We start from the raw sequence: 15,609 nt of genomic DNA on the forward strand, positions 1-15,609 counted from the left end.
AAGCCAATGATGTTCGATCCTGAAAGAGTCCGGCAAAACGACTTGCGCGGAGGCACGTCACCGTGGAGCCAGCGGCTCGTGCGGCCCGGACGGTCGTCAGTCGATCAGGATTTCCGCTGCGAGATTCTGGTGGTCGGTGCGGGCGTCACCGGTTCGCTGGTGGCCGAACATCTCGCCGCCGAGGGCCATGACGTTTGCGTTATCGACCGGCAGCGTCCCGGCTTCGGCAGCACGGCGGCGAGTACCGCGATGCTGCTCTGGGAGATCGACCGCTCGCTGAACGATCTCACCGCGATGTACGGATTCGATCGCGCCGCCAGCATCTATCGGCGCAGTTTCGGCGCGGTCAGCGGATTGGCGGAGCTTGTGAACACGCGCGGGCTGGCATGCGGCATGCGCCACAAACGCTCGCTGTATCTGGCGGCGGGGAACATGGGTGCGCGCGAATTGAAAGCGGAGCACGATCTCCGTATGCGCGCCGGGCTGCCCGGCGAGTATCTGGATCATCTGACATTGCTGGAGGAATTTGGTCTCTACCGCGAGGCCGCGCTCCATTCGATCGGTTCGGCTGACGCCGATCCGCTGTTGTTGTGTCAGGCGTTATTGGCGGCAGCGGCAATGCAGGGCGTCAGGATATTCGATGCGAGCGCTGAAAACTACGACAACAGCGGGCAGGCCGTGATTGTCGAACTCGACAATGGTCATATCATTGAGGCCAAGCAGGTCGTTCTTGCGACCGGTTATGTGATCCCGGATTTTGTCTCCTCCAGCCTTCACAAGATTTCGTCGAGCTGGGCCATTGCGACACCTCCGCAGCCGGCGGGCGGGTTGTGGCGCGACGGCGCGCTGATCTGGGAAGCCTCGGAGAATTACAGCTACGCGCGCACGACGACCGACAACCGGATCCTCATGGGCGGGGAGGACGACGATCAGGTGATCGAACCCGAAGCACGCGACCGGCTGATGCCGGCGAAGTCGGAAGCTCTCTTGCATCGGCTCAATGGGCTGTGGTCGCATGCGGAGCCTGTCGCGGAGTTCGTCTGGTCGGGCGCGTTCGGAACCACGACCGACGGTCTGCCGCTGATCGGGCGCGTGCCCGGTCATCCGCGCATTCACGCCGCCTACGGTTACGGCGGTAACGGCATCACCTACAGTTATCTGGCGTCCCGGATCATCGCGGCGTCGATTGCCGGCAACTACCAGCCGTGGTTCGACGATTTCGCCATCGATCGCGACGCACCGAAGGCAACTCCATAACCGGAACGAAAAACCCCGGCGCGAGGCCGGGGTTCGTCCAGGTTATTCGGCTTGGGCCTAGCCGCCCTTGCCCTTTTCCTTGAAGTACTTCATCGCGCCGGGATGGAACGGCACCGGGGAGCGATCCTGCACCTGGTTATCCAGCGAGAAACTCTCTGCTTCCTTGTGCACGGCGACGATGTCGGCCTTCTTCTCCACCAGCGTTTTGACGATGTTGTAGGCTTCGTCGTCGGTCATCTTGTTGCCGGTCACGATGATGTTCCAGACTTCAGCCATCTTGTTGTCGACGTCATAGCCCGGATAAGATCCGGCCTTGATGACGCCCGCGCTGTAGAGCTTTCCATACTTGGCGTTCATTTTCTCGACGACGTCGGCGTGGTCGATCAGCCTGAGCTTGACGCCGGGTGTGGCGGCGAGGTCCGTAACCGATGCGGTCGGAATGCCGCCGACCCAGAAGAATGCGTCGATCTTGCCGTCCTTGATAGCGTTGACCGACTCGGCGACGCCGAGGCGCTCGCGCTTCATGTCCTTGTCCTTGTCGAGACCGGCAGCCTCGATCACACGGAACGCCATGACTTCGGTCGCGCCGCCGGGCGAGCCGGTGGAGACGCGCTTGCTCTTGAGATCGGCCATGGTCTTGATGCCGGTGCTCTCAACGGTCACGACATGCATCCGGTTCGGATAGACCACGAGCAGTGCTTGTAGCGGGATCTTTCCGCTCTTGAACTTGTCCTCGCCCTTGTAGGCATCGAGCGCGGCGTCGGCCATGGTGAAGCCCATCTCGCTCTGGCCCGTGCCGATCAGCTTGAGGTTGTCGACCGAGCCGCCGGTGACTTCGGCGGTGGCTTGCACGTTCGGCAGGTTCTTCGACAGCACGTTCGCGATGGCGCCGCCAAGCGGATAATACACGCCTCCGGTGCCGCCCGTTCCGATCGCCATGGTCTTCTGCTGGGCGTGCGCCGTTATCAATCCGGCGGACAGTGCGAGAGCCAGCACCGCAGTCATTTTCGTGATTTTCTTCATTATCGATGTCCTCCCATTTGAGTTCTCAGGCCGGTCGTTGAAGCGCCGGTCCTTTTGCCTGCCATAACACTACCCCCAATCCGATCAGGACGCCGGGTACATAGGTATAAGAAATGTCGCGACCAATCGCCGCTTCGATCACCGCCTCGATCAGGCTCGGAAACACCAGCAGGAGACCGGACAGCACCAGCAGTCCGCGCTCGATCAGCGTGGTAGCCCGCAGTGCCCAGCCCTGTGCCGCCGCCGCCAGCGCCATCAATCCGAGCGTCGTCTTGAGGGTGATTTCAAAGATATCCACCCATGAGCCGCCCTTCGGAATGTTGAGCAGCAGGCCGACACCTTGCGGGTCGAGCACGAACACGAACGGCACCAGGAAGGCGGGCAGGGTGTATTTCCAAGATTGCAGCGTGGTCTTGTAGGGATCGCCGCCGGTGATGGCGGCTGCCGCGAACGGCGAGAGCGCAGTCGGCGGCGAGACTTCCGACAGCACCGCGTAATAGAAGATGAACATGTGCGCGGCGTAGTCCGGCACCCCGAGCTTGATCAGGGCAGGGGCCGCGATCACCGCGCAGATGATGTAGGACGCGGTGACGGGGACGGCGAGGCCGATGATCCAGACGATCAATGACGTGTAGATCGCCGTCAGCAGCAGGCTGCCGCCGGCGTAAGAGATCACAATCGACGAGAACTTCAGGCCAAGGCCGGTGAGGGTCACAATGCCGACGACGATGCCCGCGCATGCGCAGGTGGTCGCAGCATTCAACGCGCCGATCGAACCGTCAGCCAACGCGCGCTTCAGCTTCGGCGGCATCAACGCGGTGTCCTTGCGCAGGAAGCTGAGCAGGAACGTCGTGATGATCGCATAGAACACCGACAAGGCCGGCGAATAGCCGATCACCATGAAGATGACGACGGCGACCAGCGAGATAAAGTGTAAGCCGTAGCGCCTGGTCATCGTGCCGAGCGACATCTCCGGCTTGAAGTTGACGTCGCGCGCATGGAAGCGCTTGGCGTCGAGTTCGACCATGATCAGCAACGAGAGATAATAAAGACAGGTCGGGATGGTGGCCATCCAGATCACGTCGAGATAGCTGATCTTGAGAAACTCCGCGATCAGGAATGCCGCCGCGCCCAGCACTGGCGGCGACAGGATCGCGCCAAGGCCGCCAGCGGCGAGAAGGCCGCCGGCCGCGTTCTTCTCGAAGCCGGCCTTCTTCATCATCGGGTAGGCGACGGTGCCGATCATCACGGTCGTGGCGACGCCAGATCCTGACGGGCCGCCGAGCAGGAACGACGACAGCACCACGGTGCGTCCGGCGCTGTTCGGCTTGCCGCCCATCAGTGCTAGCGAGAAGTCGATGAAGAATTTTCCGGCGCCTGATTGCTGAAGGAACGCGCCGAAAATCGTGAACAGGATGATCAGCGTCGCTGATACATCGACCGCGACACCGAAGATGCCCTCGAGCGTAATGAAGAGGTGACCGACCAGCCGTGACAGATCATAGCCCCGGTGGGTCCAGGGAGCAGGGAGGTGCGGACCGAGCATCGCATAGGCGATGAAGAAGACGGCGACCACTGGCATGATCGCGCCGGTGGTGCGGCGCGTTGCTTCAAGCACGAGAACAATGAAGATCACGCCGACGATGACGTCCCAGCGATCGGGCGTCGTGGCGCGGTCGGTAAAATCGTCGCCGCCCGACAGCGCGTAAGCAATAGTCGCGACTGCGAGAATGCCGGGAATGATATCCCACCAGCGCACGCGGTTGCGAAAACGCGCGGCGAGCGGAAACAGCAGGAAGCTCAGGACCAGCGTAAAGGCGACGTGGGTGTAGCGAAGCTCCTGCGTCGGAACGATCGCGTAGGCTGCATAAAGATGAAACAGGCTCATCGCGATGGCGATGGTGGTGACGGCCTGGCCTGCCAGCCCACCCAGCCTGTTGGCCGCGCCTTCATCGGCTTCGATGAATTCCTCGGCTTTGCGCAAAGCCTCGTCGGAAATGACCGTCGGGTCATTGCCCGGCGGTGTATTTACCGTCGTCATGCTGCCTCCCCCTGGTCCCGATTTATTCCGGGCCTTAGCGGTCTTCCCGCCTGAGGCGGGGACCATTCGTTGATGCGCATTGAGGCGGGTTTGCCCGATTTAGGCAAGACTTCGTTCTGGGCGCGACGAGAGATCAACAACCGGAATGAACGCCGGCTTTGGCGCGCGGATGATGCACGACGTGAAACCGTTCGCCTCGCGCGAGGCGATGATGCGATCCTCGCGCGACCGGCTTGCGTTCGCCGCCTTGATAAGGGCGTGGCATGATCCTCGGACTGAGAGGAAGGGCGCGCTCATGCCGCGATTGTGGCCGAAATGCGCGCTGCGCCGCAGCAAATCCCAGTTGACTTTGGGCTAAGTGAGTGCTTACTCACGTTTCATGAGCACCCTCAGACTCACGGGCGATCTCCGCCGGGAGCAGATCCTGGAGGCGGCCAAACGTTGCTTCGCCCTGTACGGTTTTGCGGGGACGACGACGCGAAGTGTCGCGCGGGCTGCGGGCATCTCGGAGGGACTGCTGTTCAAGCATTTCCCTACTAAAGCCGCACTCTATGCAGAAATACTCGCGGAGGCCTGCGAGGCTGATCCGGAATTGCTTCGGCTGCGCGAACTGAAGCCATCGACGGAGACGCTGGTCATTCTGATCCGCGAGATGGTCGCACACTTCATGCGTGCGACCGAAGAACCGGATCAGGAAGATGCGCAGCGGGTCAGGCTTTTGATCTCCAGCCAATTGACTGACGGCGAATTCGCAAGGGTGCTCTATGACAAAATCGGAGACCTGATCGGTCCCATCTTCAGCGCATCGCTTGAAAGCGCCATCGCTACAGGTGACGCGGAGCGCGTGGAAGGTGAACCGCTCAATCTTTTCTGGTTCGCGCATCAAGTCGTTCACATGATCGCCCTGACAAGGCTTCCCGCGACTCCATCGCTGGACTATCCAAACGCGCCGGACTTCGAACGGCAGATTTGCCAGTTCATTCTTCGGGGTATCGGAATGAACGGCCGGGCTATCGCTTCTTATTTGGATACCGTTCCATCGCTCTCTGAAGCGTCGGTCCGGATTGCTGAAAGTGCATAAACATGGACGCCAAGAGCTCACCTCAGCCTCAGCACACTCCTTCACCGGCCGAAAAGCCTCGTCCGCCGGTACGCATGCGCCGCTGGATGATCATCATCGGCGGGGTTCTCGTGCTGCTCGTCGGTATCATCTGGGGCTTCAACGCCTTCCGCAGTCACATGATTGCGGAGTTCTTCAAGAACAATAAGCCGCCTCCAACCGTGGTGGCTGTGGCAGAAGCCAAGTCGGAAGTGCTGCCGAATCTCCTGACTGCTGTCGGCGATCTCGCCGCGATCAATCAGGTCAACGTCACCACCGACGTCAACGGCCGAGTCACCGAGATTCTCTTCCAGCCAGGCTCGGAAGTGAAGGCAGGCGATCCGCTGCTCCAGATCTATGACGCGCCGGAGCAGAGTGATCTTGCCAGCTTCAAGGCGCAGACGCTGGCGGCGCAGCTCGCGCTCGACCGCGCAAAGACGCTGCTTGCCAAGTCGTTCGGCCCGCAGGCGACGGTCGATCAGGCTCAGGCAGCTTACGATCAGGGCGCTGCTGCGGTGGCGAAGACCGAAGCCATCATTTCACAGAAGCGCATCACCGCGCCGTTCAGCGGTGTGCTCGGTGTGCGTCTGGTCCAGCTTGGTCAGTATCTCAGCGCCGGAACGCAGATCGTCTCGCTGACCGATCTTTCTCGCCTGTATCTCAACTTCACGGTGACCGAAAAGGACCGCGCCGTTCTGAACGTCGGCCAGACCGTTCGCATCAAGGTGGACGCCTATCCGGATCGCACCTTCGAAGGCAAGATCACCACCATCGAACCGCAGATCAGCGCCGACACCCGAAACGTGCGGGTCCAGGCGACGCTGGATAATCCGAACCGTATCCTGCAGCCGGGCATGTTCGCATCGACCACGGTCGAACTGCCGCCGAAGCCTGCGGTGATTACCGTGCCGGAGACTGCCGTGGACTATACCCTCTATGGCGATTCCGTCTGGCTCATCACCGAGACCAAGGGCACGGACGGCAAGGAGTCGCTGAAAACCGACCGGACCTTCGTGAAGACCGGACAGCGCGTCAACGGACGGGTCGTCATCGCCAGCGGCATAAAGCCGGGGGATCGCGTGGTTGCTGTCGGACAGCTCAAGCTGCAATCCGGCTCGGCTGTTACGATCTCGCCTGACCAGCCACCGCAGATTCCCGCGCAGCCGCCGCGCTACTGATTTTTTAACGGAGCGCCGCTCATGGCCTTCACTGATATCTTCATCAAGCGGCCCGTGCTGTCGCTTGTCGTCAGCCTGCTGATCCTGCTGATCGGTTTTCAGGCGGCGACGCATCTTGGAATTCGTCAGTATCCCAAGCTGTCGAACACCGTGGTCACCGTCACGACGTCGTATCCCGGCGCGTCGCCCGACCTGATGCAAGGCTTCATCACCCAGCCGATCGAGCAGGCGGTGGCGTCGGCGGAAGGCGTCGACTACATCACGTCGTCGTCGGTGCAGGGCACCAGCACGATCTCGGTCTACATCAAGCTCAATGTCGATCCGAACTCCGCGCTGACCGAAGTCAGTTCGAAAGTCAGTTCGGTCAGATACCTGATCCCGCGAGAATCGAACGACCCGGTCATCACCAAATCGACCGGCCAGACCACGGCCGTGATGTATCTCGGTTTCGCCAGCGACGAGCTGAGCGGGCCGCAGATTTCGGACTACCTGGCCCGCGTGGTGCAGCCGATCCTTTCGACGGTGGATGGCGTCGCATCGGCCGATATTCTCGGTGCGCAGACGCTGGCAACCCGCATCTGGCTGGACCCGGTGCGCATGGCCGGCCGCAACGTGTCGCCCGACGACATCGCCGCGGCGATCAGGGCGAACAACTTCCAGGCCGCCGCAGGTCAGTCGAAGGGATACTTCACCGTATCGAACGTGACGACCAATACCGACCTGACCAGCATCGAGCAGTTCAAGCGGATGACGGTGAAGGCCAAGGATGGCGGCTTCGTCAGGCTTGAAGACGTCGCGACGGTCGAACTCGGCGCCCAGAGCACGGACTCGAGCGTTGCGATGAGCGGGCAGCAGGCCATCTTCATCGGCGTTCAGTCGACCCCGCAGGGCAATCCCCTGAACATCGTCAAGGGTGTGCGCGGTCTGTTCCCGGAAATCGAGCGCAATCTGCCGCCGTCGCTGAAAATGCGCGTGGCTTACGATTCAACCAAGTTCATTCAGTCGTCGATCAACGAAGTGCGGGACACCCTGCTTGAAGCGGTGGTGATCGTGGTCGTCGTGATCTTCCTGTTCCTGGCGTCGTTCCGTTCGGTGATTATTCCTGTCGTCACCATTCCGCTGTCGCTGGTCGGCGCCTGCATTCTCATGCTGGCGATGGGCTTTACGCTCAACCTGCTGACGCTGCTGGCGATGGTGCTTGCGATCGGACTCGTGGTCGACGACGCCATTGTCGTGGTCGAAAACATCCATCGGCATCTGGAGGAGGGCAAATCGCCCGTTGAAGCGTCGCTGATCGGCGCGCGCGAAATTGTCGGTCCGGTCATTTCCATGACCATCACGCTGGCCGCGGTGTATGCGCCGATCGGATTCCTCGGCGGTCTGACAGGCGCCCTGTTCCGTGAATTCGCATTCACGCTGGCAGGCTCGGTGATCATCTCGGGTATCGTCGCGCTGACGCTATCCCCGATGATGTGCTCCGTGCTGCTCAAGGGTGGGCACGATCAGGGCCGTTTCGCCAAGCTGGTCGATCGCGTGTTTACCCGCGTGACCGACTGGTACGGCCGCAAGCTGGATCGCTCGCTCGACTATCGCCCCATTACGGGTCTCTTCGCTCTGACGATTCTGTTTCTGGTTGGCTTCATGTTCGTCAACACCAACAAGGAACTGGCGCCCGAGGAAGACCAGGGCATTCTGTTCTCGGTGACCAAGGCGCCGCAATACGCCAACATCGACTACAGCAAGTTCTACGGCGAGAAGCTCGACAAGGTCTTTGCGAGTTTCCCGGAAACCGATCTGCGTTTCATCATCAACGGCACCAATGGCCCCGCCAACGGTATTGCCGGTATGATCCTGAAGCCATGGGATGAGCGCAAGCGGTCCTCGCTGGCACTGAAGCCCCTGGTGCAGAACGAACTGAGCAAGGTCGAAGGCGTCAATGCGTTTGCCTTCAATCTGCCGGCGCTGCCGGGCGGCCCGGGCGGTCTGCCGATCCAGATGGTCATCAGCAGCACGAGCGGCTTCCAGGCCGTGTTCGAGCAGATGGAAAACCTGAAGAAGGCCGCGCGTGCCAGCGGACTCTTCATTGTGGCGGACAGCGACCTTGCATTCAATCAGCCTGTGGTCCGCGTCGTTGTCGATCGTTCCAAGGCGAACGACCTCGGCATCAACATGGCTGCGCTGGGCAATACGCTATCGACGCTGCTCGGTGGCAACTACGTCAACCGGTTCAATCTGGAAGGACGTTCGTATCAGGTGATTCCGCAGGTGCCGCGTGACCTTCGCCTGACGCCGGAATCGATCGGCAACTATTACGTTGCGACGAATACCGGCCGGCAGGTGCCGCTCTCGACCGTCGTTACGATCGAGACGATGACCAATCCGAACGCACTGACCCATTTCAACCAGCTCAACTCCGCAACATTCCAGGCCGTGGCCATGCCGGGCGTGACGATGGGCAAGGCGGTGGAGTTCCTCGAGACGCAGGCGAAGCAATTGCCTGCGGGCTTCACGCGCGACTATCTCGCGGACTCGCGTCAGTATGTGCAGGAAGGCAATCAGCTCACCGTGACTTTCATATTCGCGCTCATCATCATCTACCTGGTGCTGGCCGCGCAGTTTGAAAGTCTGCGCGATCCGCTGGTCATCCTGATCTCGGTGCCGATGGCGATTTCGGGTGCATTGATCCCGCTGTTCTTCGGCCTCGCGACCATCAATATCTATACGCAGGTGGGTCTGGTGACGCTGGTCGGCCTGATCAGCAAGCACGGCATCCTGATGGTGGAGTTCGCCAACGAGATGCAGGTCAACGAGGGTGTGGACCGGCGCACCGCCATCGAGCACTCGGCGCGCGTCCGCCTGCGGCCCATCCTGATGACGACCGCGGCGATGGTCGCCGGCCTGCTGCCGCTGCTCACCGCGAGCGGCGCCGGCGCAGCGAGCCGGTTCTCCATCGGCATCGTGGTGGTTGCGGGCATGTCGGTTGGCACGCTGTTTACGCTGTTCGTGCTGCCGGCGGTTTACACCTGGCTCGCGACCGATCACAGGGCGGCGGCGCAGAATCAGCGTGCCAAGGACATCGAGAAATACGAACTCAGTATGACCTGACAGGGTCAATAGGGTTTGGTGTAGCGATTGTACGCCCGGTTCGCCGGAGTGTATGATCGCCACAATGATGTTGACCGTTCGCAATCTCACCAAATCCTATCGGGCGTCGGAAGAGCAGCTTGCGGTTTTGCGCGGCGTCGATCTTGCGCTGGCCGCAGGCGAGAGCGTGGCGCTCACCGGTGAATCCGGCAGCGGCAAGAGCACCCTTCTTCATCTGATCGCAGGCCTCGACAAGGCGGATAGCGGCGAGGTCTGGCTCGACGGCGCGCTGGTGTCCGACCTCTCCGATAGCGACCGCGCCGCCATGCGGCGCGACCGGCTGGGCCTCGTGTTCCAGCAGTTCAATCTCATTCCGAGCCTTCAGGTCGGTGACAATCTCGCGTTTCAGGCGCGCATCGCCGGCCGGCACGACCCGGCATGGCAGGACGAACTTGTGAAGCGGCTTGGCCTGCGTACGCTGCTCGACCGCTATCCCGAGCAATTGTCCGGCGGGCAGCAACAGCGCGTCGCGATCGGACGCGCGCTGGCGATCAAGCCGCTTGTGCTGCTGGCTGACGAGCCGACGGGAAATCTTGACGAAGCTACCGCCGACGATGTGTTGGCGCTGGCGCGCGATCTGGTCGCGCGGACAGGCTGCGGCTTCCTGATGGTGACGCACAGCGAGCGGCTTGCCGCGACGCTCGACCGGCGGGTGCATCTCAGCGCGGGGCGGATCACATGACGCGTCCGTTCTGGATTCTCGTGGGTCTGTTGAGCCACTGGAAACGGCACCGGATGCAGCTTGCGACCTTGCTGGTCGGATTGATCTCCGCCACGGCGCTGTGGAGCGGAGTGCAGGCGCTCAATCAGCAGGCGCGCAATAGCTACGATCGGGCGGCCGCGACATTCGGCGGCGGCAACACCGCGATGTTGGTCGGGCGCGACAGCCCGGTATTCCCGCAACAGCTCTTTGTCGATCTGCGCCGTGCCAACTGGCCGGTGTCTCCTGTCGTCGAGGGCCGTGTTCTTATCGGCGGCCGCTCGTTCCGGCTGCTCGGGATCGAGCCTCTCTCGCTGCCCGCGGGTGCGGGATCGGCGCCGGAGCTCGGGCAGGCGGACTTGCAGAAATTTATCGCCCCACCTGGGCAAACGCTGGTCGCGCCGGAAACGCTTGCGGACCTGAAGCTGTCCGAGGGCGCATCGCCGCAGATGAGCGGCATCTCGCTGCCGCCACTTGCAGTCCAGGACAATCTCGCGCCGGGTGTGCTGGTGGTCGATATCGGTGTCGCACAGCGCAGTCTCAAAATGCCGGATCAGATTTCGCGGCTCCTGGTCGGCGACATGCGCAGTAGCAAACGTCCCCCGCTTGAGCAGGTCACCGGCAATAAACTGTTGCTGGTCGAAGCAGGCGCGCCGAGCGACCTCGAACGCCTCACCAGCAGCTTCCATCTCAATCTGACGGCGTTCGGCTTGCTGTCGTTCGTGGTCGGTCTCTTCATCGTTCATTCCGCAATCGGGCTCGCGTTCGAGCAGCGGCTGCCGATGCTGCGCACGATGCGCGCCTGCGGCGTCTCGGCAAGGGCGCTGACCATTGTGCTCATAACCGAACTGGTGTCGCTTGCGCTGCTGTCCGGCGTTATCGGATTGATCTGCGGATATGTCGTCGCGGCGTTTCTGCTGCCGGATGTCGCGGTCAGTTTGCGCGGACTTTATGGCGCGCAAATTCCCGGCCACCTGTCGCTGCGGCCAAGCTGGTGGCTGTCGGGCCTCGGCATGAGCGTGCTCGGTGCGCTGCTTGCGGCAGCGGCGGGGCTCTATCGTGTTTATCGTCTGCCGGTTCTCGCCGCGGCGCAGCCTTATGCCTGGCAACAGGCGCAGCACCGATGGCTGACGCGGCAGGGCGCAATGGCCGTGGCGGTCGCTTTCGTCGCTGCAGCCTGTCTTTATTTCGGTGACTCGCTCACGTCGGGATTTCTGGTGCTTGCGGGGATGCTGCTCTCGGCGGCGCTGGTGCTGCCGGTGTTGCTTGGCGCGGTGCTGAGTTTGGGTCAGCGCGGCACCATTCAGCCTGTCGTGAAATGGTTCTGGGCCGACAGCCGGCAGCAACTGCCCGGACTGTCTCTGGCGCTGATGGCTTTGCTGCTCGCGCTCGCGGTGAATGTCGGCGTCGGCACCATGGTGCAGAGCTTCTCGCGAACCTTCACCACCTGGCTCGATGACCGGCTTGCGGCGGAGGTCTATCTGAACGCAAACAATGACGCGCAGGCTGCAGAGATCGTAACGTGGCTGCGGCAGCGGCCCGAGGTTGAGGCGATCCTCCCGGCCTGGCGTACCGATGTGACGCTGGACACGCTGCCGGTCGAGGTTCTTGGCTTCGCTGATCACGCGACCTATCGCGAACGCTGGCCATTGCTGGAGTCCGTGCCGGGGGTTTGGGATAAGGTGCGTGCAGGCAAGGGCCTGCTGGTCAGCGAACAACTCGCGCGGCGGCTGAAAGCCGGTCTCGGCGATCACATCGTGCTGCCATCGGCGACAGGACAATGGTCCGTCGCGGTCGCGGGAATTTATCCCGACTATGGTAACCCCAAGGGGCAGATCGGCATCGACATCGATGCGCTCGCCGCGCACTGGCCGGAGATTGCGCGGACGCGGTTCGGCCTGCGCGTGATGCCGGCAAGCGTGCCTGAACTCGTCGCGGCGATGCGCGCAAAATTCGGTCTCGATACCAGCCGCCTGCTGGATCAGGCGACACTCAAGGCCGAGTCGACGCGCATCTTCAACCGCACGTTCTCGGTCACGACCGCGCTGAACGCATTCACCCTCGGTGTGGCCGGCGTAGCGCTGCTGACCAGCCTGCTGACGCTGAGCAACAGCCGGCTTCCTCAGTTGGCGCCGCTGTGGGCGCTCGGGCTGACGCGGCGGCGGCTCGCAGCGATCGAACTTTTGAAAACCATGTCGGTCGCGTTCATCACGGCACTGCTGGCGCTGCCGCTCGGTTTGCTGGTGGCGTGGTGTCTGGTGGCGGTGGTGAACGTCAAGGCGTTCGGATGGCGATTGCCGTTCCATGTCTTCCCGGCGCAACTGGCGCAACTGCTTGTCATCGCCATGCTGGCCGCACTGCTTGCGACGTGTTTGCCGATCCTGCGTCTGATGCGCCTGCAACCTGCAACTCTTGCGAAGATATTCGCCAATGAGCGCTGATCTCCGCACCAGCCGCCGGGCATTCCTCGGCGGCGGCCTGCTCGCCACCCTTGGTGGCTCGCTCGCGCGTGCGCAGGGCTTTGCGGGACTGGGCGGTGAGAGCGAAGGCTTTGCAGGCGTCGTGCCCGGCAAGGTGCTAGAGTTTCCGCGCGAACACGGTCCGCATCCGGATTACCGGATCGAGTGGTGGTATCTTACGGCGAATCTGAAGGACACAAACGGCGCGCAGTGGGGCGCGCAATGGACACTGTTCCGGCAGGCAACGGCGCCGGGCGCACAGCGAGATGGCTGGGCCAATCAGCAGATCTGGATGGGTCACGCGGCGATCACCAGCGCGGAGGTCCACCGCTACACCGAGAAATTCGCGCGTGGCGGCGTTGGGCAGGCGGGCGCCGACGCATCGCCGTTTCATGCCTGGATCGATTCATGGGAGATGCGCGGGCTCGATGGTTTCAACGCGCGGACTGTTGCGCCGCTCGCGGTCTCGGCATCCGGTGCGGATTTCAGTTACGCCCTGAATCTGGCGGCGGATCGTCCGCTGGTGCTGCAAGGCGAGGGCGGCTACAGCAAGAAATCAGAGCGCGGTCAGGCCTCGTATTATTTCAGCCAGCCATATTTCAATGTATCCGGCGCAATCACGCTTGGCGGGAAACAGATCGCCGTCACCGGTGGCGCGTGGATGGACCGTGAATGGAGCAGTCAGCCGCTGGCGTCCGATCAGACCGGCTGGGACTGGTTCTCGCTGCATCTCGATTCAGGCGAGAAAGTCATGCTGTTTCGTCTGCGTCAGAAAGACGGACGGAACTATTTCGCCGGCAACTGGATTGAACGTGAGGGACGGTCGGTGCCGCTGGCGCCGGATTCGATCATCATGACACCGGCCGGATTTACCACCATCGAGAGCCGCAAGCTGCCGACGTCATGGACTGTTGCGATTGCGGATCGCGGGCTGAAGATCGAGGGCGTCCCGCTCAATGCCAAAAGCTGGATGGGAACGCGCTTCGCCTATTGGGAAGGCCCGATCAATTTCAAAGGCAGCCATGCAGGTGTCGGCTATCTTGAAATGACGGGTTACTGAGAAAGAACACAGAATGAAGCAGAAGCCATTCGGCCAGACGGGACAGCAAACCTCAGTCATCGGGCAGGGCACCTGGTACATCGATCATGGTGACCGCAAATCGGCGGTGACGGCGCTGCGCTGCGGCCTCGATCTCGGCATGACCCATATCGACACCGCAGAGATGTACGGCGATGCCGAACTTGTGGTCGCGGAGGCGATCGACGGCCGGCGCGACGAGGTGTTTCTAGTCTCAAAAGTGTTGCCCAGCAATGCTTCGCGCAAGGGGACGATCCAGGCGTGCGACCGTTCGCTGAAGCGGCTCAAGACCGACCGTCTGGATTGCTATCTGCTGCATTGGCGCGGATCGTATCCGCTGGAAGACACGGTCGCTGCCTTCGAAGAACTGGTCAGTGCGGGAAAGATCGGCTCATGGGGTGTCAGCAATTTCGATGCGGGCGACCTTGCGGAACTGGCCGATGTCGCGGGCGAGGGACGTATCGCCTGCAATCAGGTGCTCTATCATCTGAACGAACGCGCCATCGAACATTCGGTGATCCCGTGGTGCGAGGCGCATGGCGTGGCCGTGGTGGCGTATTCGCCGTTCGGACACGATGATTTTCCGGCTCCGCAGTCGGCCGGCGGCAAGGTCCTGCAACAGATCGCTGCAAGGTACAATGCAACGCCGCGTCAGGTGGCGCTGAGTTTCCTGACGCGGCAGCCGCCGATGTTCGCGATCCCCAAGGCGTCGTCGTCAAGCCATGCGGCCGAGAATGCCGGCGCGGGGAGCATCACCTTGACGGAAAGCGATATCGCGGCGCTCGACAAGGCGTTTCCCCTGGGTCGTGAACCGCGCAACCTGCCGATGCTCTAATGCTCTAGATCACTGCCGCGACGCCCTGCCAGAGCAGCAGGAGCGAGATGATGAACAGCAGCAAATAGGCGATGTTGTAGAACAGTCCGGTCGGCGTCTTGCGGACCAGCCAGATGCCCGCGAAATTCGCGAGAACCGCAATCGGCAGCAGCAACAGCGACGTCGCGAAGTTCTTCGTGGTGAACTGGTCGAGCATGAAATAGGGGCCGATCTTCAGGACATTGACGACCGCGAAAAAGATCGTGGTCGTGCCCACCAGCGTCAGCTTTGGGAGACGCTGGGGCAGAACGTGCACCTGAAATGGCGGGCCGCCGCCCTGCGTCATGAATGAGGTGAATCCCGAGACCCCGCCCCAGAAAACGCCGCTGACCGCCGTTGCCGGATGCGGTTCGATCCGGCCGCGGCGCAGCCAGGTGTTGGCAACAAAGGCGAGCCCGATGAGACCGATGATGATGCGGACAAGGGCGTCGGACAAATGTGAGGCCAGCAACCAGCCGAGCGCCATGCCGGCGATCGCGCCAGGCAGCATGACTTTCAGATTCCATCCATCCCAATCGCGCCGGTAGACGTAAATCGAGATCACGTCCTGCGTGATCAAAATCGGCAGGATCAGCGCAGCGGCTTCCAGCGGCGGAAGATAAAGAGCCAGCAGCGGCGTCGACGCGATGCCGAGCCCCGAGAAACCGCCTTTGGCCAGCCCCAGCAGGATCACCGCCGGAACCGCCACGAAATAGAACAACGGCTCGGTGATGATGGTATGCACGTCATGATTCCGTCAGATAGCTTTCACTTAGG

The 15,609-nt window shown here is 61.9% G+C and carries 12 protein-coding genes; 9 read left to right on the plus strand and 3 right to left on the minus strand.

Translation table 11 applies throughout. The annotated features are described in order from the left end of the window. The first annotated feature begins 9 nt into the window (after nucleotides 1–9). A complete protein-coding gene (locus HMPREF9695_RS04740; RefSeq protein WP_041711886.1) occupies nucleotides 10–1,257 on the plus strand; it encodes an NAD(P)/FAD-dependent oxidoreductase in 1,248 nt (415 codons plus the stop codon). A 57-nt stretch (nucleotides 1,258–1,314) separates the two neighbouring features. On the opposite strand, the gene HMPREF9695_RS04745 is transcribed toward HMPREF9695_RS04740, so the two are convergent. Together HMPREF9695_RS04745 and HMPREF9695_RS04750 are read right to left on the minus strand one after the other, a co-directional pair. Next, nucleotides 1,315–2,280, minus strand: coding sequence for a TAXI family TRAP transporter solute-binding subunit (locus HMPREF9695_RS04745; RefSeq protein ID WP_006019671.1), 966 nt, complete (start codon nucleotides 2,278–2,280; stop codon nucleotides 1,315–1,317). A 25-nt stretch (nucleotides 2,281–2,305) separates the two neighbouring features. Further along, complete coding sequence (locus tag HMPREF9695_RS04750) at nucleotides 2,306–4,321, minus strand: TRAP transporter permease (protein WP_006019672.1); 2,016 nt, start codon at nucleotides 4,319–4,321, stop codon at nucleotides 2,306–2,308. A 145-nt stretch (nucleotides 4,322–4,466) separates the two neighbouring features. Between HMPREF9695_RS04750 and HMPREF9695_RS04755 the strand changes: the two genes are divergently transcribed. The 8 genes from HMPREF9695_RS04755 to HMPREF9695_RS04790 all read left to right on the plus strand — a co-directional run bounded on the left by HMPREF9695_RS04755 (nucleotide 4,467) and on the right by HMPREF9695_RS04790 (nucleotide 14,814). Next, complete coding sequence (locus HMPREF9695_RS04755) at nucleotides 4,467–4,679, plus strand: hypothetical protein (protein WP_041711300.1); 213 nt, start codon at nucleotides 4,467–4,469, stop codon at nucleotides 4,677–4,679. Between the two features lie 21 nt (nucleotides 4,680–4,700). Beyond that, nucleotides 4,701–5,402, plus strand: a complete 702-nt coding sequence (locus HMPREF9695_RS04760; protein WP_006019673.1) for a TetR/AcrR family transcriptional regulator — start codon at nucleotides 4,701–4,703, stop codon at nucleotides 5,400–5,402. 74 nt (nucleotides 5,403–5,476) lie between these two features. Then, nucleotides 5,477–6,598, plus strand: coding sequence for an efflux RND transporter periplasmic adaptor subunit (locus HMPREF9695_RS04765; protein ID WP_006019674.1), 1,122 nt, complete (start codon nucleotides 5,477–5,479; stop codon nucleotides 6,596–6,598). A 21-nt stretch (nucleotides 6,599–6,619) separates the two neighbouring features. After that, on the plus strand, nucleotides 6,620–9,703 hold the full coding sequence (locus tag HMPREF9695_RS04770; RefSeq protein ID WP_006019675.1) for a MexW/MexI family multidrug efflux RND transporter permease subunit: 3,084 nt from the start codon (nucleotides 6,620–6,622) through the stop codon (nucleotides 9,701–9,703). A gap of 67 nt (nucleotides 9,704–9,770) precedes the next feature. Then, nucleotides 9,771–10,424: an ABC transporter ATP-binding protein gene (locus HMPREF9695_RS04775; protein ID WP_208856391.1), complete on the plus strand. Its 654-nt coding sequence runs from the start codon at nucleotides 9,771–9,773 to the stop codon at nucleotides 10,422–10,424. Next, the gene (locus tag HMPREF9695_RS04780) at nucleotides 10,421–12,883 is read left to right on the plus strand and encodes an ABC transporter permease (protein WP_006019677.1); all 2,463 of its coding nucleotides are present in this window, start codon (nucleotides 10,421–10,423) and stop codon (nucleotides 12,881–12,883) included. Before HMPREF9695_RS04775 ends, HMPREF9695_RS04780 begins: the two co-directional genes overlap by 4 nt. Beyond that, nucleotides 12,873–13,961, plus strand: coding sequence for a lipocalin-like domain-containing protein (locus HMPREF9695_RS04785; protein ID WP_006019678.1), 1,089 nt, complete (start codon nucleotides 12,873–12,875; stop codon nucleotides 13,959–13,961). Before HMPREF9695_RS04780 ends, HMPREF9695_RS04785 begins: the two co-directional genes overlap by 11 nt. A gap of 13 nt (nucleotides 13,962–13,974) precedes the next feature. After that, on the plus strand, nucleotides 13,975–14,814 hold the full coding sequence (locus HMPREF9695_RS04790; protein WP_006019679.1) for an aldo/keto reductase: 840 nt from the start codon (nucleotides 13,975–13,977) through the stop codon (nucleotides 14,812–14,814). Nucleotides 14,815–14,818: 4 nt separating this feature from the next. On the opposite strand, the gene HMPREF9695_RS04795 is transcribed toward HMPREF9695_RS04790, so the two are convergent. Further along, nucleotides 14,819–15,577 (minus strand): sulfite exporter TauE/SafE family protein, encoded by a 759-nt coding sequence (locus HMPREF9695_RS04795; RefSeq protein ID WP_006019680.1) that lies wholly within the window; start codon nucleotides 15,575–15,577, stop codon nucleotides 14,819–14,821. Nucleotides 15,578–15,609: the final 32 nt, after the last annotated feature.

The organism is Afipia broomeae ATCC 49717, assembly GCF_000314675.2.
Lineage (GTDB): Bacteria > Pseudomonadota > Alphaproteobacteria > Rhizobiales > Xanthobacteraceae > Afipia > Afipia broomeae.